At 67.6% G+C, this 18,201-nt stretch carries 18 protein-coding genes; 15 read left to right on the plus strand and 3 right to left on the minus strand.

Annotation, left to right across the window (positions count from 1 at the left end; genetic code table 11):
- The first annotated feature begins 60 nt into the window (after positions 1–60).
- Positions 61–1,011, plus strand: a complete 951-nt coding sequence (locus tag U9J39_RS11445; protein WP_116380397.1) for a LysR family transcriptional regulator — start codon at positions 61–63, stop codon at positions 1,009–1,011.
- A gap of 45 nt (positions 1,012–1,056) precedes the next feature.
- Here the strand turns inward: U9J39_RS11445 and U9J39_RS11450 are convergent, their stop codons facing one another.
- Together U9J39_RS11450 and U9J39_RS11455 are read right to left on the minus strand one after the other, a co-directional pair.
- Entirely contained in the window at positions 1,057–2,031 is a 975-nt protein-coding gene (locus U9J39_RS11450; RefSeq protein ID WP_326347086.1) for a tripartite tricarboxylate transporter substrate binding protein, read from the minus strand.
- A 73-nt stretch (positions 2,032–2,104) separates the two neighbouring features.
- Positions 2,105–3,094, minus strand: coding sequence for a LacI family DNA-binding transcriptional regulator (locus tag U9J39_RS11455; protein WP_326347087.1), 990 nt, complete (start codon positions 3,092–3,094; stop codon positions 2,105–2,107).
- Between the two features lie 272 nt (positions 3,095–3,366).
- Between U9J39_RS11455 and hisD the strand changes: the two genes are divergently transcribed.
- From hisD to U9J39_RS11505, 10 genes are all read left to right on the plus strand, one after another.
- On the plus strand, positions 3,367–4,677 hold the full coding sequence (hisD, locus tag U9J39_RS11460; RefSeq protein ID WP_115713541.1) for a histidinol dehydrogenase: 1,311 nt from the start codon (positions 3,367–3,369) through the stop codon (positions 4,675–4,677).
- Positions 4,678–4,688: 11 nt separating this feature from the next.
- Positions 4,689–5,465, plus strand: a complete 777-nt coding sequence (gene hpsO, locus U9J39_RS11465; RefSeq protein WP_326347194.1) for a (S)-sulfopropanediol 2-dehydrogenase HpsO — start codon at positions 4,689–4,691, stop codon at positions 5,463–5,465.
- A 98-nt stretch (positions 5,466–5,563) separates the two neighbouring features.
- On the plus strand, positions 5,564–6,928 hold the full coding sequence (locus tag U9J39_RS11470) for an MFS transporter (protein WP_115713540.1): 1,365 nt from the start codon (positions 5,564–5,566) through the stop codon (positions 6,926–6,928).
- A gap of 72 nt (positions 6,929–7,000) precedes the next feature.
- Positions 7,001–8,014 carry a galactitol-1-phosphate 5-dehydrogenase gene (locus U9J39_RS11475; RefSeq protein WP_240072111.1) on the plus strand — a complete coding sequence of 338 codons (1,014 nt, stop codon included), beginning with the start codon at positions 7,001–7,003 and terminating at the stop codon, positions 8,012–8,014.
- A gap of 129 nt (positions 8,015–8,143) precedes the next feature.
- Positions 8,144–8,425, plus strand: coding sequence for a UxaA family hydrolase (locus U9J39_RS11480; RefSeq protein WP_012355675.1), 282 nt, complete (start codon positions 8,144–8,146; stop codon positions 8,423–8,425).
- A gap of 74 nt (positions 8,426–8,499) precedes the next feature.
- Complete coding sequence (locus U9J39_RS11485) at positions 8,500–9,675, plus strand: UxaA family hydrolase (RefSeq protein ID WP_111520429.1); 1,176 nt, start codon at positions 8,500–8,502, stop codon at positions 9,673–9,675.
- Positions 9,675–10,610, plus strand: a complete 936-nt coding sequence (locus tag U9J39_RS11490; protein WP_326347195.1) for a hydroxyacid dehydrogenase — start codon at positions 9,675–9,677, stop codon at positions 10,608–10,610. The genes U9J39_RS11485 and U9J39_RS11490 overlap by 1 nt, the downstream gene beginning before the upstream one ends.
- The gene (locus U9J39_RS11495; RefSeq protein ID WP_326347088.1) at positions 10,607–11,629 is read left to right on the plus strand and encodes an Ldh family oxidoreductase; all 1,023 of its coding nucleotides are present in this window, start codon (positions 10,607–10,609) and stop codon (positions 11,627–11,629) included. Before U9J39_RS11490 ends, U9J39_RS11495 begins: the two co-directional genes overlap by 4 nt.
- 57 nt (positions 11,630–11,686) lie before the next feature.
- Positions 11,687–12,709: a Bug family tripartite tricarboxylate transporter substrate binding protein gene (locus tag U9J39_RS11500; RefSeq protein ID WP_326347089.1), complete on the plus strand. Its 1,023-nt coding sequence runs from the start codon at positions 11,687–11,689 to the stop codon at positions 12,707–12,709.
- Positions 12,710–12,845: 136 nt separating this feature from the next.
- Positions 12,846–13,586: a GntR family transcriptional regulator gene (locus U9J39_RS11505; protein ID WP_115713534.1), complete on the plus strand. Its 741-nt coding sequence runs from the start codon at positions 12,846–12,848 to the stop codon at positions 13,584–13,586.
- 48 nt (positions 13,587–13,634) lie between these two features.
- On the opposite strand, the gene U9J39_RS11510 is transcribed toward U9J39_RS11505, so the two are convergent.
- The gene (locus tag U9J39_RS11510; protein ID WP_326347196.1) at positions 13,635–14,492 is read right to left on the minus strand and encodes an alpha/beta hydrolase; all 858 of its coding nucleotides are present in this window, start codon (positions 14,490–14,492) and stop codon (positions 13,635–13,637) included.
- A 137-nt stretch (positions 14,493–14,629) separates the two neighbouring features.
- On the opposite strand from U9J39_RS11510, the gene U9J39_RS11515 reads away from it, so the two are divergent.
- The 4 genes from U9J39_RS11515 to U9J39_RS11530 all read left to right on the plus strand — a co-directional run bounded on the left by U9J39_RS11515 (position 14,630) and on the right by U9J39_RS11530 (position 18,033).
- Positions 14,630–15,415 (plus strand): AraC family transcriptional regulator, encoded by a 786-nt coding sequence (locus U9J39_RS11515; protein ID WP_115683228.1) that lies wholly within the window; start codon positions 14,630–14,632, stop codon positions 15,413–15,415.
- 147 nt (positions 15,416–15,562) lie between these two features.
- Positions 15,563–16,027: a RidA family protein gene (locus tag U9J39_RS11520; RefSeq protein WP_172581837.1), complete on the plus strand. Its 465-nt coding sequence runs from the start codon at positions 15,563–15,565 to the stop codon at positions 16,025–16,027.
- A gap of 3 nt (positions 16,028–16,030) precedes the next feature.
- Positions 16,031–17,410, plus strand: a complete 1,380-nt coding sequence (locus U9J39_RS11525; RefSeq protein WP_326347090.1) for an adenylosuccinate synthetase — start codon at positions 16,031–16,033, stop codon at positions 17,408–17,410.
- Entirely contained in the window at positions 17,407–18,033 is a 627-nt protein-coding gene (locus tag U9J39_RS11530) for a pyridoxamine 5'-phosphate oxidase family protein (RefSeq protein ID WP_198036076.1), read from the plus strand. Before U9J39_RS11525 ends, U9J39_RS11530 begins: the two co-directional genes overlap by 4 nt.
- The last annotated feature ends 168 nt before the right edge of the window (positions 18,034–18,201 follow it).

An 18,201-nucleotide genomic window follows, 5' to 3' on the forward strand; every position in this document is an offset into this window, starting at 1 on the left:
TATGCTAGGGTTGGCCTTCCGCCGAAACAATCCCCCGATTTGTGCCAATGGTGTTGACTGATGATTGACAATGATTTCGATCTCAACCTGGTGCGGCTCTTCGTCACCATGGTCGAGTCGCGCACGCTGACGGCGGCGGCGCAGCGCAGCGGCATGACGCGCTCGAACGTGTCGCGCCGGCTGAAGCTGCTGGAGCAGCATCTGGGCGCGCAGCTGATGCGCCGGACCACGCGGCATGTCGAGCTGACCGAAGCGGGACAGCTGCTGTATGCGCATGGCTTGCGCATGCTGGATGAACTGCAGTCCGCCAATACCGCCATCGACAGCCTCGGCACGGTGGTGCGCGGCGATGTGCGGATCCGCCTGCCGACGGGGCTGGGCCACCTCTACCTGACGCCGCTGCTGCTGGAATTCGCGCGCAGCTATCCGCAGATTTCGCTGCGCGTGGTGATCAACGACAACATTGGCGACCTGATTCCGGCCGAGGTCGACGTGGCGCTGAAGATCACTTCGCAGCCGCCGGACGATCACGTGGCGCGGCGCATCTGCGAGGTGGGCTGGTGCCTGTGCGCATCGGCATCGTTTCTGGACCGCCACGGGCCGGTCCGCACCGTGGCCGACCTGGAGCGCTGCGACATGATTGCGCCGGCATCGCTCGGACGGCGCTTTACGCTGAAGGTATGGCTGGCCGGCACGCCGATGACACTGCGCGTGTCGCCGCGGATCCAGTCAGGCGACTATCCGTTCCTGTTCGAATCGGTAATGGGCGGACTGGGCGTGGCGCTGCTGCCGCGGTATGCGGTCTGGCGGCAATTGCAATCGGGACAGATGCGCGAGGTGCTGGCCGAGTGCGAAGCCGAGGGCGTGGGCGACAGCGTCTACATGCTGACCGCGCCCAACCGCTATCCGACCCTGGCCACGCGCACGCTGATGGACTTTATCCGCCAGCACCTGGAGCGGCAGGCCGAGAACTGGGGCAGCCGCCACGCCGCTGCGGCGACTGCCGGTTGAGCCAGGGTCGGCACGGGGGCGCCTTGCGGCGTGGCGGCAACGCGCCTATTTCTCCTGCATCTTCGCCGCCTTGACGATCTCGCCCAGGCGACGGCGTTCCGCGTCGACGAACTTGATGAAGTCCGCGCGCGTGCCGCCGATCGGTTCGATGCCCACTTGCTTGAGCTTGGCGGCGGCGGCGGGTTCTTTCATGGCGTTGTCGACCGCCGCGGCGACCTTGTCGAGGATGGCGTCGGGCGTGCCCTTGGGCGCATGGATGCCGGCCCAGTGCGCGATCTGCAGGTCCGGAAAGCCTTGCTCCACCGCGGTGGATAGTTGCGGGTAGGCAGAAATGCGCTGGGTCCAGGTGGTGGCCAGCGCCTTGAACTTGCCGTCGTGCAGGATATGCGGCAATGCGATGATGCTGGCCTCGGAGGTGCCTTCGACCTGGCCGCCCAGCACGGCCGTGGTGCTTTCCGATCCGCTCTTGTAAGGCACCGGCTGCAGCTTCGCGCCGTACTTCACGTTCAGGATCTCCGCCACGAAATGCGGGGTGCTGCCGGTGCCGGCGGTGGCGAAATTGAAGCCATTGCCTTTCTTCGAAGCCTCGACGAAGTCGCGCAGGTCCTTGTAGGGCGCGTTCTTCGGCACCACGATCACCGACGGCGCCAGTCCGATCATCGCCACCGGCACCAGCGCGTCGTCCTTGAACGGCATCGACTTCTTGATCATGCTGTTGGAGATCACGCCGGCGGCGCTGATCAGGAAGGTGTAGCCGTCCGGCGCGCTCCGCGCCACCAGGTCGGCGCCCACGGTGCCGCCCGCGCCCGGCCGGTTCTCGACCAGCACGGTCTGGCCCAGCGCCTTGCTGGCGCCTTCGGCGGCCGCGCGCGCCATCAGGTCATTGGCGCCGCCCGCGGCGAACGGCACGACGAAGCGGATGGTCTTTGCGGGCCAGGAGTCTTGTGCGTTGGCCGGGCTGGCAGCAACGAGGGCTGCCGCGGCAAGCAGGCCGAGCGTGAATCGGTATGGGATCGTCAAGTCATGTCTCCTCAGGGTTGTGCAAAGGCTGGCGCTGGCTCGCTGCGCCGGCACGGGTGAAACCGCGGCCAACCTAGGCTGGCTCGACCGGCGGCGCGGTGGTGCCGCGCTGTACCAGCGCGACCGGCATTTCCATCCGGCCCGGCTCGATGCCGTCCTGCAGCCAGCGCAGCAGCGCGAGCGCGGTCTGCCGGCCCAGTTCGCTGCTTTCCAGCGCAATGGTCGTCAACGCGGGCGTGACTTCGGCGGAGATCGGCAGGTCGTCGCAGCCGACGATGGACAACTGGCGCGGCACCTCCAGGCCCATGGCCGTGGCCTCGAACAGGCAGCCGAGTGCGAGCACGTCGTTGCCGCAGAAGATCGCCGTCGGCGTTGCCGGGGCATGGGCAAGCACCGCGCGCAAGCCGGCCCGGCCGCCGGCGAAGGTGTAGGGTTGCTCGCATACGGCGCCAGGAGGCAGCGGCGCGCGCAGCGCACGCAGCGTGCCGAGGAAGCCCTCGGTGCGAAGTCGCGCGCGGTCGTTATGGGCGCCGATGCCGGAAATCATGCCGAAGCGGCGGTGGCCCAGGTCGTACAGATGGCGCGCGGCCTGCGCGCCGATCTCGAAATTGTCGAAGCCAATGCAGGGATACTGGCTGGACAGGGACCAGGTCAGGATGGTGCGCGTGCCGGATTGGCGCAGCAGCGCCAGCGTGTCCGGCGCATGGTCGGCGCCGACCAGGACCATGGCATCGACCGCGCGCTCGGACAGGGCGCGTACCACGTCGGTCTCGGTGTCCGGATCGTAGTTGTGCGAGCCCAGCAGCAACTGGTAGCCGCCGGCCGCCAGTACCTGCTGCATGCCCTGGATCGCATGGGAGAAGATGGCGTTGTCCAGCGTCGGCACCACCGCGGCGACGGTGCGCGAACGCCCTGATGCTAGCGTGCGCGCCGACGCATCGGGGACATAGCCGAGCGCGTCGATCGCCTGGCGCACCCGCTGCAGGGTGTCTTCCCGCACCAGCGAGGGCGATGACAGGGCGCGCGACACCGTCGCCATCGATACTCCCGCTAGCTTCGCCACGTCTTCAAGTCTGGTCCGCCGCACGTTTGCTGTCCTGGTTGCCGTTGCGCCATTGTCACCGATCTGTGCGGTACACACGACTATGCCGGGGGACGGTGGCCCTGACTTGCAAGTCTGCCGAGGGAAAACCCTGCCTTGCACTCCGTGGTTCTCCGACTAATCTTGCGTGAAAGCGCTTTCATTTGAAAAATGCGAGGAAATTTGAGACTCGCAGTTTTACCTCGCACAGAAATGATAGCGCTTACATCCGAAATCAAAGCCGAGGACGCCCGATGATCACGTACCTGAAGCAAGCCGAGAAAACGCCGCAGACAGAGACCGCCACCGCGCAGAAAGTGGTAACCGACATGCTGGCCGAGATCCAGGCGCATGGCGAGGCGGCCGTGCGCCAGTACGCCAGCAAGCTCGACGGCTGGGACGGCGAGATCGTGCTGACCCCGGACCAGGTCCGGCAGCAGACCCGCGACGTGCCCGCGTCCGTGCGCGCCGACATCGATTTCGCGATCGCTCAGGTGCGGGAGTTCGCGCTGGCGCAGCGCGAATCGCTGCGCGAGTTCGCGGTCGAACTGCACCCGGGCGTGACGGCGGGGCAGCGCGTGATCCCGGTCAACGTAGTGGGCTGCTACGCCCCGGCCGGGCGCTATGCGCATATTGCCTCGGCCTACATGGGGGTGGCGACGGCGAAGGCCGCCGGCGTCGGCACCGTGGTGGCGTGCTCGAGCCCGTTCCGCGGCCAGGGCATCCACCCGCACGTGCTCTATGCCTTTCAGGCGGCCGGCGCGGACGTGATCATGACGCTCGGCGGCGTGCAGGCGATCGCTGCGATGGCCTATGGCCTGTTCAGCGGCAAGCCCGCCGACGTGGTGGTCGGTCCCGGCAACAAGTTTGTCGCCGAGGCCAAGCGGGCGCTGTACGGGCAGGTAGGCATCGACGTATTCGCGGGGCCGTCCGAAGTTGCCGTGATCGCCGACGACAGCGCCGATCCGGCCATCGTTGCCAGCGACCTGGTGGGTCAGGCCGAGCATGGCCACGAGTCGCCTGCCTGGCTCTTCACCACCTCGCGCGCGCTGGCGGAACAGGTAATGGCGCTGGTGCCGGCGCTGATTGCTGCATTGCCGCCGACCGCGCGCGACGCGGCCACGGCGGCATGGCGCGACTATGGCGAGGTCATCGTCTGCGACAGCCGCGAAGAAGTGGCCGCGGTATCGGACCGCTATGCCTCCGAGCATCTGGAGGTGCATGCGCGCGACCTCGACTGGTGGCTGGCCCACCTGACCTGCTACGGCTCGCTGTTCCTTGGCGAAGAGACCACGGTGGCCTTTGGCGACAAGACCAGCGGCCCCAACCATGTGCTGCCGACCAAGGGCGCGGCGCGCTATTCCGGCGGGCTCTCGGTGCACAAGTTCATGAAGACACTGACCTGGCAGAAGATGACGCGCGAGGCGACGCGGCAGATCGGGCAGGTGACCGCGCGCATTTCGCGCCTGGAGGGCATGGAGGCGCACGCGCGCACCGCGGACGACCGCATGGCAAAGTACTTTCCGAACGCCCGCTTCGAGATGGGCGCGCCGGTGGAGGTGTGACGATGGCGCCCATGCACAACGCGGCCGGCGCTGCCGGACCGGACCTGCGCGGCCGGCAGGCGCTGGTGACCGGCGGCAGTTCCGGTATCGGCGAAAGCCTTGCCGAGGCACTGGGCCGGGCCGGCGCCAGGGTGGTGCTGGCGGCGCGCCGCCAGCCGCAACTCGATGCGGCGGCTTCGCGGCTCGACGCGATCGGCATCGCGGTCGACACGCAGGCGCTGGACGTGTCCGACCTCGATGCGATTCCCGCCGCCGCAGCGGCCTTGCAGCGCCGCTGCGGCACCATCGATATCCTGGTGAATGCCGCGGGCATGAACCTGCGCCAGCCCTTTGACAGCGTCACGCCGGCGTCGTGGCGGTTGCAGCTGGACACGCATCTGGGCGCGCCGTTCTTCCTGACGCAGGCGCTGGCGCCCGCGATGCAGGCGCAAGGATGGGGGCGGGTGCTCAACCTCGCGTCGCTGCAGTCTTATCGCGCCTTCGCCAACAGTGCGCCCTATGGCGCGGCCAAGGGTGGCATCGTGCAGCTGACGCGTGCCTTCGCCGAGGCGTGGTCGCGGCACGGCATCACCTGCAATGCGATCGGACCCGGCTTTTTCCCGACCGCGCTGACCGGGCCCGTGTTCGCCGATGCCGCGCTGGCCGATTACCATGCCGGGCGCACCTGCATTGGCCGCAACGGCGCTTTGCCGGACTTGCATGGGCTGGCCGCGTTCCTGGCCAGCGACATGGCCGCGTATATCACCGGGCAGACCTTCATGGTCGACGGTGGCTACACGGCAAGATGATTCCCGCCGCGGGGCGCATCGATTCGCCCCGCGCGCCTTGACCGATATCCAGAGCGCCATACGCGCCGCCTCGGGACCAGACCCGACAGGAGACAAGCATGACGAGACAGGTAGCGGCGCAGCCGCCGGCACAAGACCCCGGACGCAAGCTGAGGAAGATCGTGACCTCGAGCACGATCGGCGCGATGGTGGAGTGGTACGACTTTTTCCTGTACGGCGTGGTCGCCGGACTCGTGTTCAACAAGCTGTACTTCCCGTCGACCGACCCGGTGGTCGGCACGCTGCTGGCCTACGCCACCTTCGCCGCCGGGTTTGTCGCGCGCCCGCTGGGCGGCGTGATCTTCGGCCATTTCGGCGATACGCTGGGACGCAAGCGCATGCTGGTGCTGACGCTGATGATCATGGGCATCGCCACCACGGCCATCGGCCTGATCCCGACCTACGACCAGATCGGCATCTGGGCCCCGGTGCTGCTGCTGTTGTGCCGCATCGCGCAAGGCATCGGCCTCGGCGGCGAATGGGGCGGCGCCGTGCTGATGACGTTCGAGAGCGCGCCGGCGGGCCGCCGCGGCTTCTTCGCCAGCCTGCCGCAGACCGGCATGTCGCTGGGCCTGGTGCTGGCCAGCGGCGTGATTGCGTTGCTGTCGGCGCTGCTGTCGGACCGGGACTTCCTGGCATGGGGCTGGCGCATCGCCTTCCTGCTGAGTGCGGTGATGGTCTTCATCGGCTCCTACATGCGCACCCATGTCGAAGAGTCGCCGGAATTTGCCGCGGCACAACGCCACCCGCCGCGCCAGCAGCCGGATGCCAGCGCCTTGCCGTTCCTGGCCATGCTGCGCCAGTACCCCCGCGTGGTGCTGGCGTGCATGGGCGCGCGCTTTATCGACGGCGTCTTCTTCAACGTGTTCGGGGTGTTCTCGCTTGCCTACCTGACCCAGACCCTGAAGCTGTCGCGCAACGAGGCGTTGCTGGGCGTGCTGCTGGGCGCCGGCGTGATGACGCTGTTCATCCCGCTGTGGGGCGCCGTGTCCGACCGCCTCGGCCGGCCGCTGGTGTATGGCACTGGCGCGCTGCTGGCGGGCCTGTCGGCGTTTCCCGCGTTCTGGCTGATGCAGCATTCGGGCGGCAATGTGCTGCTGGTATGGGCGGCAATCATCATCCCCTTCGGCATCTTCCATGCCGCCGTGTTCGGCACCATGTCGTCGATGTTCTCCGAGGTCTTCGATGCGCGCGTGCGCTATACCGGGATTTCCTTCGTCTACCAGTTCGCGGGCGTGTTCGCCGGCGGACTGACGCCGATCATCGCCACCTGGCTGAATGCGCAGGGCGGCGGCGAGCCCTGGTACCTGTGCGCCTACGTGCTGGCGATCGGCGTGCTCAGCGCGGCCTGCACGCTGTGGATCGGCCGGCGCCAGGGCCCGGCCGGCGCGCGTGCGCTGGCACCGTCAGAAGCCGGCGCCTGATTCCTTCCTTCGGGCGGCAATTGCGCCGCCCGTCCTTGTGGTTCCCCTCCCATGTCCACTACTGGCAAGGCCATGAAAGCGATCGTCTATACCGAACCCAACGCCGTCGCGGTCCTGGAGCGCGACATGCCGGCCCTGGCCCCCGGCGAAGCCCTGCTGCGCATCGATGCCAGCGGCATCTGCGGCTCCGACCTGCATGCCTACCACGGCCACGATCCGCGCCGCAAGCCGGGACTGGTGCTTGGCCACGAGTTCGCGGGCACGGTGGTGGCCTCGTCCGACCCGGCCCGGCTGGCCGTCGGACAGCGCGTGACCGCCAACCCGCTGGTGACCTGCGGGCATTGCGACTATTGCCTGCAAGGGCGCGATAACCTGTGCGCGCACCGGGGCATGGTCGGCATGAGCCGGCCCGGCGCGTTGTCCGAATACCTGGCGATTCCGATCCGCTGCGCGATCCCGCTTCCGGACGCGCTGCCCAGCGTCAGCGCGGCTCTGACCGAGCCCGCGGCGACCGCGCTGCATGCGGTGAACCTGACCATGCGTGCGCTGGCCAGGCCGCTGCCCGAGTCCCGCGTGCTGGTCATCGGCGGCGGCGCGATCGGCATGCTGGCCGCCGCGCTGGTGCGGTCCTATGGCTGCGGCGAAGCCCAGGTGGCCGAGACCAATGCGCTGCGCCGGGCTTCGGTGACGCGGCATCTCGGCTGCGAGGCGGTCGACCCGCTGGCCGGCCCGCTGCCGGAATCAGCCTTCGACGTGGTCATCGACGCGGTGGGCGCGGGTGCGACGCGCAAGCTCGCCATCGCCGCCGCGCGGCCCGGCGGCGTGGTCATGCATATCGGCCTGCAGGACTGGGCCAGCGAGATCGACATGCGCAAGCTGACCCTGGCCGAGCTGACCCTGCTGGGCACCTATACCTACACCATGGCCGACCTGCGTGCCACCGTGGCGGCGCTGGAGCGTGGCAGCTTCGGCACGCTGGAGTGGGTCGAGACGCGCGCGCTGAGCGATGGTCCGGCGGCCTTTGCCGATCTGGCCGCAGGCCGCGTGGCGGCCGCCAAGGTGGTGCTGATTCCCGAAACCGTCTGACTGCGCCGCGGCGCGCGACCGGCACGCTGACCAGGACGTCTATCGAAATTCATATATATGAGTTGGTTGACATGGATGAATTCAACGCCTACCATGATTTCACGCACGACCCACAGAGAGGAGACAACGATGATTCACGTAGTGCTTCATGACGCCAAGGACACCGTCGCGGTAGCCGTGGTGGAAGGGATCCAGCCCGGCACCCAGCTAAATGCATGGATCATGGACGAAGACAAGATCGTGACGGTGACCGCGCTGCAGCCGATTCCCATCGGCCACAAGGTGGCGCTGCGCGACATGGATGTGAACGAGACGGTCTACAAGTACGGCATCGACATTGGCAAGGTGGTGGCGCCGATCAAGGCCGGGCAGCACGCCCACGTCCACAACATCAAGACCAAGCGCTGGTAAGCGCCGCGCCTGCGTTCCATTTGCCTTCATTCCGCTTCAATTCCGCTTCCATCGCGCATCCAAGGATCCACGTCATGTCCGTGATCGACCAAAACACCACCTTCTGGGGCTACCGCCGCGACAACGGCCGCGTCGGCGTGCGTAACCACGTCATCATCCTGCCGCTGGACGACCTGTCCAATGCCGCCGCCGAGGCCGTCGCCGCCGCGATCAAGGGCACCATGGCGATTCCCCACCCATACGGCCGCCTGCAGTTCGGGCCGGACCTGGACCTGCATTTCCGCACGCTGATCGGCGCGGGCAGCAACCCGAACGTCGCCGCGGTGGTGGTGATCGGGATCGAGGAGGGCTGGACCAAGAAGGTGGTCGACGGCATCGCGCAGACCGGCAAGCCGGTGGTGGGCTTCGGCATCGAGGGCCACGGCGACCACGACACCATCATGCGTGCCTCCAGGGCCGCGCGCGAGTTCGTGCAGTACGCCACCGCGCTGCACCGCGTGGAGTGCCCGATCAACGAACTGTGGGTCTCGACCAAGTGCGGCGAATCGGATACCACCTCGGGCTGCGGCGCCAACCCGACTGTCGGCAACGCCTTCGACAAGCTGCATCCGCTGGGCACCACGCTGGTATTCGGCGAGACCTCGGAGCTGACCGGCGGTGAGCATATCGTCGCGGCGCGCTGCGCCAACGACGACGTGCGCCACCAGTTCATGGCGATGTTCGAGCGCTACCAGGGCATGATCGACCGCTGGAAGACCTCCGACCTGTCCGAGTCGCAGCCGACCAAGGGCAATATCGCGGGCGGCCTGACCACCATCGAAGAGAAGGCGCTGGGCAATATCCAGAAGATCGGCAAGAAGTGCACCGTCGACGGCGTGCTCGACAAGGCCGAGGCGCCGACGCATCCGGGGCTGTGGTTCATGGATTCGTCGTCGGCCGCGGCCGAGATGGTCACGCTGTGCGCGGCCGCCGGATATGTGGTCCATTTCTTCCCGACCGGGCAGGGCAACGTGATCGGCAACCCGATCGTGCCGGTGATCAAGCTGTGCGCCAACCCGCGCACCGTGCGCCTGATGAGCGAGCACATGGACGTCGACTGCTCGGGCCTGCTGCAGCGCGAGCAGACCCTGGACCAGACCGGCGACAAGCTGCTGGAATGCATGCTGGCCACCATCAACGGCCGCTGGACCGCGGCCGAGGCGCTCGGCCACCGCGAGTTCGTGCTGACCCGCATCCACGAGTCGGCATGATGAAGCGCATCTGCATCAGCGAGTTCATGGACCCGGCCGCGGTGCAGGCGCTGAGCGCCGGCTTCGACCTGCGCTACGAGCCGGGCTGGGTGGACAGGCGCGGCGAGCTGCTCGAGGTCCTGGACGGGGCGCACGCGCTGGTGGTGCGCAACCGCACCCAGGTGGACGCGGCGCTGCTGGCGAGCGCGCCGGCCTTGCGCGTGGTGGGGCGGCTTGGCGTGGGGCTGGACAATATCGACGTAGCCGCCTGCCGCGAGCGCGGCATCCGTGTGATTCCCGCGGCCGGGGCCAATGCACGCTCGGTGGCGGAGTACGTGGTGACCACGGCCGCCGTGCTGCTGCGCGGCGCCTACCTGTCCAGTGCCGAGGTGGCTGACGGCCAGTGGCCGCGAGCCAGGCTGTCCGAGGGCCGGGAAGCGCTGGGCAAGACGCTGGGCCTGATCGGTTTCGGCGACATCGGCCGGCAGACCGCGGCGCTGGCGCGCGCCTTCGGCATGCAAGTCATTGCCAGCGATCCGATGCTGCCCGCAGACGATCCGGTCTGGACCGCCACCGGGGTAGCCTGCGTGCCGCTCGACGCGCTGCTGGCGCAGGCCGACGCGGTCAGCCTGCATGTGCCGCTGGTGGCCGCCACGCGCAACCTGATCGATGTCGGCCGTCTGGCGGCGATGAAGTCGGGCGCGGTGCTGATCAATACCGCGCGCGGCGGCGTGGTCGACGAGGCGGCGCTTGCCGATGCGCTGCGGGCCGGGCATATGGCCGGCGCCGCGCTGGACGTGTTCGGCAGCGAGCCACTGCCCGCGGGCAGCGCGCTGCGGGGCGTGCCCAACCTGATCCTGACACCGCACGTTGGCGGCGTGACCCGCGAAGCCAATGCGCGCGTATCGATGATGATCGCCCGCGAGGTGCGGCAATCGCTGGAGCAGATGCCATGAGCCGGATCGCATTGCAGGAACTGGAACGAGTGGCCGCGGCGGGCCTGCGCCGGGCCGGGGCCAGCGCCTTGCAGGCGCAGGCGACGGCGGCGGCGCTGGTGCGGGCCGATGCCGCGGGGCTGCCGTCGCACGGGGTCTCGCGCGTGCCGATGTACGTGGCGCACCTGCGCCATGACCGGGTCGACGGCAATGCCAAGCCGACGGTACAGGGCACGCGCGCCAGCGCGGTGCTGGTCGACGCGCGCTGCGGCTTTGCCTTCGCGGCGTGCGAGCTGGCCATCGCCGAAGCCGTGGCACGCGCGCGCGCAACCGGCGTCGGCGTGGCCGCGGTTACCAACAGCCATCACTTCGGCGCCGCAGCGCTGCCGCTGGAGGCCGTGGCGCGCGCCGGCATGGTCGGCATCGCCATGGGCAATTCGCCCGCGGCCATGCCTGCGTGGGGCGGCAAGCGGCCGCTGTTCGGCACCAACCCGATTGCGGCGGTATTCCCGCGGCAGGGCCACGCGCCGGTGGTGATCGACCTGTCGCTGTCGGAAGTCGCGCGCGGCAAGATCATGGTGGCGGCGAAGCAGGGCAAGCCGATTCCGCCCGGATGGGCGCTGGATGACGCCGGCCAGCCCACCACCGACGCCCAGGCCGCGCTGCGCGGCTCGATGCTGCCGGCGGGCGGCGTCAAGGGTGCGATGCTGGCGCTGCTGGTGGAACTGCTGGTGACGTCGCTGGCCGGGGCGCAGTTCGGCGCCGAGGCCGATTCCTTTTTCAGAGATGCGGGCAACCGTCCGCGCATCGGCCAGCTGTTCTTCGTGCTGGACCCCGGCGCCTTCGCCGGCTCGCAGGTCTACGCCGCACGCGTGGAAGCGCTGCTCGCGGCGATGCTGGACGACGAAGGCACGCGCGTGCCGGGTGCCCGCCGCGAAACCGCGCAGGCGCAGGCGGCAGTGCACGGCGTCGACGTGCCCGACGCGCTCTGGCGCGAATTGCAATCGCTTGCGGGCGAGGAGGCTGGCGCGCCGCATTGATTTCCTCACAACGGACCCACGCTTAGATGGGCCGGCTACAACTACCGGAGACAAACCATGGATCGACGCTTGATGTGCGGCGCGCGCAGGCACCTGAACCGCGTGCTGCTAGCCTTGTCAGTTGTATCGGCCCTCGCGGCATTGGCGCCGCGGCCTGCCGCCGCGCAGGGCGGCAGCGATGCCGCGGCCGCGGACTTTCCGGGCAAGCCGATCCGGTACGTGGTGCCGTTCGCGGCCGGCGGCCTGACCGACATCATGGCGCGCATGGTCGGCCATCAGCTCTCGGAAGAGTGGAAGAAGCCCATCGTGGTGGAAAACCGGCCGGGCGGCAATGCCAATATCGGCGCCGAGCAGGTCGCCAAGGCGCCGCCCGACGGCTACACCTGGCTGGCGGTGACGCTGACGCACGCGTCTAACGTGACCTTGTTCCCCAAGCTGCCGTTCAGCATGCAGAAAGACCTGGTGCCGGTGGCGCGCATCGCCTCGTCGCCAATGATGGTAGTGGTGCCGGCGAGCTCGCCGATCATGTCGATGAAGGACCTGGCCGCGGCGGCGCAGAAATCCAAGCTGAACGCGGGCTCCAGCGGCAACGGCACGCCGCCGCACCTGACGCTGGCCCTGTTCGAAAGCCAGACCCGGACCAGCTTCACCCATGTGCCGTACAAGGGCGGCGCGCCGTCGATGACCGACCTGATCGGCGGCCAGATCGACGTGGTGTTCTCCAACTTCCCCGAGTCGCTCGCCTATGTGAAAGGCGGCAAGCTGCGCGCGCTGGCCGTGACCACGCGCGAGCGCCATCCGCTGCTGCCCGACGTGCCCACCGTGGCCGAGGCCGGCTATCCGGAACTGATCGTCGAGAACTGGACCGGCCTGATGATGCCGGCCGGCACGCCCCGGCCGATCGTCGACAAGGTGGCCGCCTCGGTCGCGCGCATGCTGGCCGCCGAGGCGGTGCGCGGACGCATCGTCAGCGCGGGCTTTGCCCCCGCGGCCGGAGGCCCCGCGTTTGCCGACTACTTCAGCGGCGAGGTGACGCGCTGGGCCCGGCTGATCGAGGAGAAGCACATCCGGGTCGAATAGCGGCGCGGCGCGCCGCCGCGCCCGGGAGGCCGGCGTGCGGGCGTGGCGGCCGGCTTTAGTATGATTCGTCTTATCTATATGAGTCAGTCATGGATCGGCCGGCCGCCCCGCAGGCGGCATTGCAAAGGACACTAACGTGGGTTCCAGATTCGATGCCGGCGCAGCCATCGGCGGCGTGCTGTACAAGGACGTCAAGCACGCCATCCTGGCAGCCCTGGCCGAGGGCGAGTGGAAGCCGGGCGAGGCGATTCCGTCGGAGCGCAAGCTGATCGAGCGCTTCGGCGTCTCCATCGGCACGCTGCGCAAGGCCATCGACGAACTGGTGGCCGAGAACATCATGATCCGCCACCAGGGGCGGGGAACCTTCGTCGCGACGCACCGGCAGGAAGACCATTTCTTCCGCTTCTTCCGCATCGTGCGCCAGGACGGGTACCGCGAGTTCCCCACGGTAAAGCTGGCAAAGTTCCGCCGCGCCAAGGCCGACAAGGAAGAAGCCGCGGCGCTGGGGCTGCCGCTCGGCGAAGCCGTGTTCCGCTTCACCAACGTGCTGTCGCTGGAGGGGCGCGCGGTCATGATCGACGCCATTACCGTGCCGGCGGAACGCTTCAGGACGCTCACCGAGAAGCTGCTGCGCGAGCGGCCGAACACGCTCTACAACTTCTACCAGGACGCCTTCGGCATCAACATCATCCGCACCGAAGAGCGCCTGCGCGCCGCGCTGGCCGACGAGGAGGACCACGAACTGCTGGGCGTCCCCGTCGGCACGGCGATGCTGAAGATCCTGCGGGTGGCTTCGTCGTACCAGAACGAGCGCGTCGAGTACCGCGTCTCCAGGCTGGATACATCGGATTACGAGTTCGCGCTGTCGCAGCCGTGAAAGGGGCTGCGACTCGCTGAATTGCGCTGCGATCCTGCGCCCGCTGCCTCAGGCCCGACCGATCATGCGCAACACCGCGGCGGCCAGGGCGCCCTCGGCGTTGCCCAGCAGGTCGACCGCATCGAAATGGTGGCCGCGCTCCTGCACCACCACCTGCACGTCGAACCCGCATTCGCCCAGCAGCGCCTGGTATTCGCGCTGCAGCCGGTGGTACTCCGGCGATTCATCGCCGCCGACGGTCAGGATCATGGGCAGTTTGGCTTTCGGGACATGATGGATCGGACTGTAGCGGGCAACGTCCGCTTCAGTCAGCCCAACCACCTGGTTGAGGTAGCACAGCCGGATCGGCTCCAGGTCATACAAGCCGCTGATCGCGCAACCTCCCTTGAGGATATCCGCCGGTACGCCGAAGGCAGGCCAGTCCGTTGCCGCCAGCGTGGCGGTGAGATGGCCGCCGGCTGAGTGGCCGGACAAGAAGATGCGATCCGGATCGAATCCCAGTTCGTTGGCATGCCGGTAGAGCCATGCCACTGCTTCCTGATTGTCGCGGACAATCTCGGCCATGCCCACATCCGGAGCCAGGCGGTAGTTCACCACCGCGACGTTGATATCGCGCTGCAGGTAGGGCGCGGCAATGAAGCTGAAGTCGGACTTGTCCAGCGATTGCCAATAACCGCCATGAATGAAGACCAGCAGAGGGCGCTTTGGGGTGGCCGCCGGGAAGAAGTCGAGCGCCTGCAAGGCGTGTGCGCCATACGCAAGATCCGGCTTGACCAGATGGTTCCGACGGAACGTGGCGCTGGTGTCGGCCCATCGCTTGAAGATGTCCTGGAACCCGGGGATTCCAGCCCTGACGTTGTACTGCTGGTCCAGTTTTTCCTGGTTGAAGTTTCGATACACTGACATTAAATTTGGCTCCAGACGTTGGGATCGATGCGTCGATTCCATTGGGTCGTTGCGACGCTTGTCGCGTCCGGCCAAAGATACGTATCCGCGTTTAGCAGCGCGCGCCGCGGGATGACAACCACTATCGCAAAGACGCCATGTTCGGAAAAAGCGAAAACCGCGATGACTACCAGGCGATAGCGCAGCCGGTCGGCGGCATGGCGCGCAAGCTGAAGGATGGCTTCTATATCGCCCCGCATTCGCATCCGCGCGCGCAGCTGATCTATGCCTATGTGGGGGCCATCCTGGTCACAACGGACTTCGGTTCGTGGGTGGTGCCGCCCCAGCGCGCCGTCTGGGTGCCTTGCAACGTCAAGCACGCCATGCAGGCGTGCGGCGATGTGGAGATGCGAACCGTCTACGTTCGCGAAGATGCCGTACCGGGCGAGTTGCACGGCTGTTGCGTGGTCGCGGTGCCACCGCTGCTGCGCGAGCTGATCTCGGCCGCCGTGCGCATGCCGCTGGCCTATGACGAAGGCAGCCGCGACGGCTTGGTGGTGCAGCTTCTGCTGCAGGAGTTGCGTCCGCTTTCGGTGGTCCCGCTGCATCTGCCAATGCCAAGGGACCCACGCCTGGGCAAGATCTGCGCGAAGATCCTCGACGATCCCTCGGACGAGACCTCGGTCCAGACGTGGAGCCGCTCGGTTGGCGCCAGCGAACGGACCATCATCCGTCTGTTTCCGGAAGAAACGGGGATGACATACAGCCGCTGGAAGCAGCAGGCGCGGCTGATGGCCGCGGTTCGCCTGCTTGCCGAGGGTTGCCATGTCACGGACATCGCGCTTCAGCTTGGATACGAGAGTCCAAGCGCATTCAGCGCCATGTTCAGACGAGCGCTTGGCATGACCCCCACCGAGTATTTCCGCGACCGCAGCGGCGACTAGGCCTCAGGCTGCCGGTTGGCATCTGCGCGACATCAACTGGCGTCAAGGCGCGAATCGAGGCCTGGGCCCTGCGGCACAGTCTAGGTGCCGCCGGATGGCCAGCACCGTGCTTGCTCCGTCGGCATTTGTCCAAGTCGAGGAGTGAGTATGTCAGTGATGGATCGTATCCAGGCAGCGGGCATCGTCCTGCCTGCCGCCGCAATGCCCAAGGCGCTTTATGTCCCGTACACGCTGCACCGGGGCTTGCTGACGATATCGGGACAGCTGCCGCTGCAGGACGGCAAGCCCGTATTCGTCGGCAAGGTTCCCGGCGCGGTCAGCGTCGAGGCAGCGCAGGCGGCGGCCCGGCTTTGCCTGGCCAACCTGCTGGGCTGGGTGGCCGCCGCGGTCGATGGCGATTTCGAACGGATCCGGGGCATCGTGCGGGTAGGCGGCTACGTTGCAGCGGATCCTGGTTTCGACGATGCGCCACTGGTGATCAACGCCGCGTCGGATCTTCTCAACCGGATTTTTGCCGAGCGCGGGCGCCACGCCCGCCTTGCGCTCGGCGTGGCGAGCCTTCCGTTCGGTGCCCCGGTTGAGATCGAGGCAACCTTCGCACTGGACGCCTAGGCGATGGGCGCCGCGACAAAGGCCGGCTATGCCGACGTCCTGGTAGGCCTGCAATTTGGCGACGAGGGCAAGGCCCGAATCGTTGATCACCTGGCTGCCGGGTATGACGTGATTGCGCGTTTCAATGGCGGGGCCAACGCCGGACATACCATCGCCACGCCCGCCGGTGCGCTGCGGCTGCGGCAAGTGCCTTCTGGCGTGCTGCACCCTGGCGTTGCGCTTTACATCGGCTCGGGCTGCGTGGTCGGGTTGCAGCAGCTGGCATCCGAGATTGCGATGCTGGCGGCCCAAGGTATCAGCCTGGAGGGACGGCTGACAATCAGCGACAGGTGTCCGCTGGTTCAGCCGCGGCATGTGCTGGCGGACCGCCGCGATGGCGCACGGATCGGCACCACCGGCAACGGCATCGGCCCGTGCTACGCCGATCTGGCGGCCCGGATGCGGGGCGCCGAGCGGGTGGCGTTCCAGTTGCGCGACCTGCGCCGCGACGAGGACCATGTGTTCGAGCGGATGACCCGGCTGGCTGCGCAGGCCGATGACGATAGCGAGGCTATCGCGGCGATGGTCGACGGTATGCGCCGCGCGTGGACAGTGGTTCGGCCGTTCGTGACGGACGATGCGGTCGCATTGCTACGTCGGGTCGAGGCCGGTGCAAGGGTACTGTTCGAGGGAGCGCAGTCGGTGATGCTGGATGTGGTGCATGGCGTCCAGCCGTGGGTCACGTCCAGCCATACGCTGCCCGCCTACGCCTACGTGGGAGGAGATCTGCCGTGCCGCTATCACCGCAAGACCATCGGCGTGGCCAAGGCCATCGTTTCCCGGGTCGGCAACGGCCCGCTGCCGACCGAACTGGGCGGGCAGCGTTCCGAAGCCTATTGCGCCGCGGCGGCACATGCGGGCCGCGGCCGCGCCGACGAAGCGGCAAACCACGATCCGCTGACGTTGCTCGCCGAAGCGGATGCATTCTCGACCGGCGTGGCCATCCGGATGCTGGCGAACGAGTACGGCACCGGCACCGGCCGGCCACGGCGCGTGGGCCTGCTTGACGTTGCGCAACTGCGGCTCGCGATACAGCAGGCCGGCGTCGACGAGGTGTATCTCAACAAATGCGACAGCCTGGCCGCCTTTTCCCATACGCCCGAGCGTTGCATTCCGGTAGTCGTCGCTGGCGAGGCCGGTAGCGCAAGCCAGCGCGTGCTGCAATTTCCCGCGTTCGCGCAGGGCGCCATACCGACGGATGCCGCCTCGCCGCTGCCCCCGCAGCTTGAAGCGCTGCTCGCATGGCTGGCGCAGGCGATCGGCCGGCCCCTGCGCGGCATCGGACTAGGACCGGAACGCGCGCAAATGCGGCTTCTTGAACCCAACCAGCAGACCACACCATGACAAGTTCAACCCCCGCCTACTTGCGCGGCGAGATGCGCAGGACCGACCTGGCCTGGACCGACTGGCCGGCCATCGAAGCCTTCCTGAAGGATGAGCTGATCTGCCGCGTGGCGGTGCATGACGAACCGTACCCCTATGTCACGGCGCAGAGTTTTACCTTCACCGGCGACGCGTTCCTGATCCACAGTTCCAGGTTCGGCAAGCTTGCCGCCGCGATCCGGGCGAACCCGCTGGTCACGATCGAAATCGATCGGCCCGTGGCCTTGCTGAAAGCGCCGAAGGGCCAGAACACCAGCCTCGAGTATTTCAGCGTCATCGCGCGCTGTGAAGTCCGGCTGCGTGACAGTACCGAAGAGGTGCGCGCGCATCAGTACCGGGCGCTGGACAAGTTCCGGCCCGAGAAGGACTACTCGCCGATCGAGGATGGCGCGGCCAGCCAGATCGTGGCCTATCGCTGCGAAATCCGCGAGTTGAGCGCGAAGAAGCGCATCCTCGCTGACGGACAGTATTCGCCGCCAGGGCAGCCGCGCGCGCCGTACCTGCGCTATCCGTTCCAGTCCGGCGCGACGCTGTCCGGCCTGCCGCCGGAAGCGTTCGATCCCCATCGGTTTGGGGAGAAGTAGGGCTCGCAATCGCATGACATGAAGAGGTGCTTCGGCACCTCTTTTTTATGCTCGGTGGCTCGACACAAGCTCCTCCAATGCATTGGCGCCTGCGAGACAGACCTTGGCGTTCCGGCGCGCGTCGCGCACTTGGCCGCAAGCGACAGTAGCGAGCGATAGCGCAACCAC

The organism is Cupriavidus sp. SS-3, assembly GCF_035818815.1.
Classification (GTDB): Bacteria; Pseudomonadota; Gammaproteobacteria; order Burkholderiales; family Burkholderiaceae; genus Cupriavidus; species Cupriavidus taiwanensis_C.

Bases quoted from the DNA above. Each gene is read 5' to 3' on its own strand.
- U9J39_RS11480 (WP_012355675.1), top strand. From the start codon at position 8,144: ATGATTCACGTAGTGCTTCATGACGCCAAGGACACCGTCGCGGTAGCC.
- U9J39_RS11515 (WP_115683228.1), top strand. From the start codon at position 14,630: ATGTTCGGAAAAAGCGAAAACCGCGATGACTACCAGGCGATAGCGCAG.
- U9J39_RS11470 (WP_115713540.1), top strand. From the start codon at position 5,564: ATGACGAGACAGGTAGCGGCGCAGCCGCCGGCACAAGACCCCGGACGC.
- U9J39_RS11495 (WP_326347088.1), top strand. From the start codon at position 10,607: ATGAGCCGGATCGCATTGCAGGAACTGGAACGAGTGGCCGCGGCGGGC.
- U9J39_RS11445 (WP_116380397.1), top strand. From the start codon at position 61: ATGATTGACAATGATTTCGATCTCAACCTGGTGCGGCTCTTCGTCACC.
- hisD (WP_115713541.1), top strand. From the start codon at position 3,367: ATGATCACGTACCTGAAGCAAGCCGAGAAAACGCCGCAGACAGAGACC.
- U9J39_RS11510 (WP_326347196.1), bottom strand. From the start codon at position 14,492: ATGTCAGTGTATCGAAACTTCAACCAGGAAAAACTGGACCAGCAGTAC.
- U9J39_RS11500 (WP_326347089.1), top strand. From the start codon at position 11,687: ATGGATCGACGCTTGATGTGCGGCGCGCGCAGGCACCTGAACCGCGTG.
- U9J39_RS11490 (WP_326347195.1), top strand. From the start codon at position 9,675: ATGAAGCGCATCTGCATCAGCGAGTTCATGGACCCGGCCGCGGTGCAG.
- U9J39_RS11525 (WP_326347090.1), top strand. From the start codon at position 16,031: ATGGGCGCCGCGACAAAGGCCGGCTATGCCGACGTCCTGGTAGGCCTG.
- U9J39_RS11530 (WP_198036076.1), top strand. From the start codon at position 17,407: ATGACAAGTTCAACCCCCGCCTACTTGCGCGGCGAGATGCGCAGGACC.
- U9J39_RS11485 (WP_111520429.1), top strand. From the start codon at position 8,500: ATGTCCGTGATCGACCAAAACACCACCTTCTGGGGCTACCGCCGCGAC.
- U9J39_RS11520 (WP_172581837.1), top strand. From the start codon at position 15,563: ATGTCAGTGATGGATCGTATCCAGGCAGCGGGCATCGTCCTGCCTGCC.
- hpsO (WP_326347194.1), top strand. From the start codon at position 4,689: ATGCACAACGCGGCCGGCGCTGCCGGACCGGACCTGCGCGGCCGGCAG.
- U9J39_RS11475 (WP_240072111.1), top strand. From the start codon at position 7,001: ATGAAAGCGATCGTCTATACCGAACCCAACGCCGTCGCGGTCCTGGAG.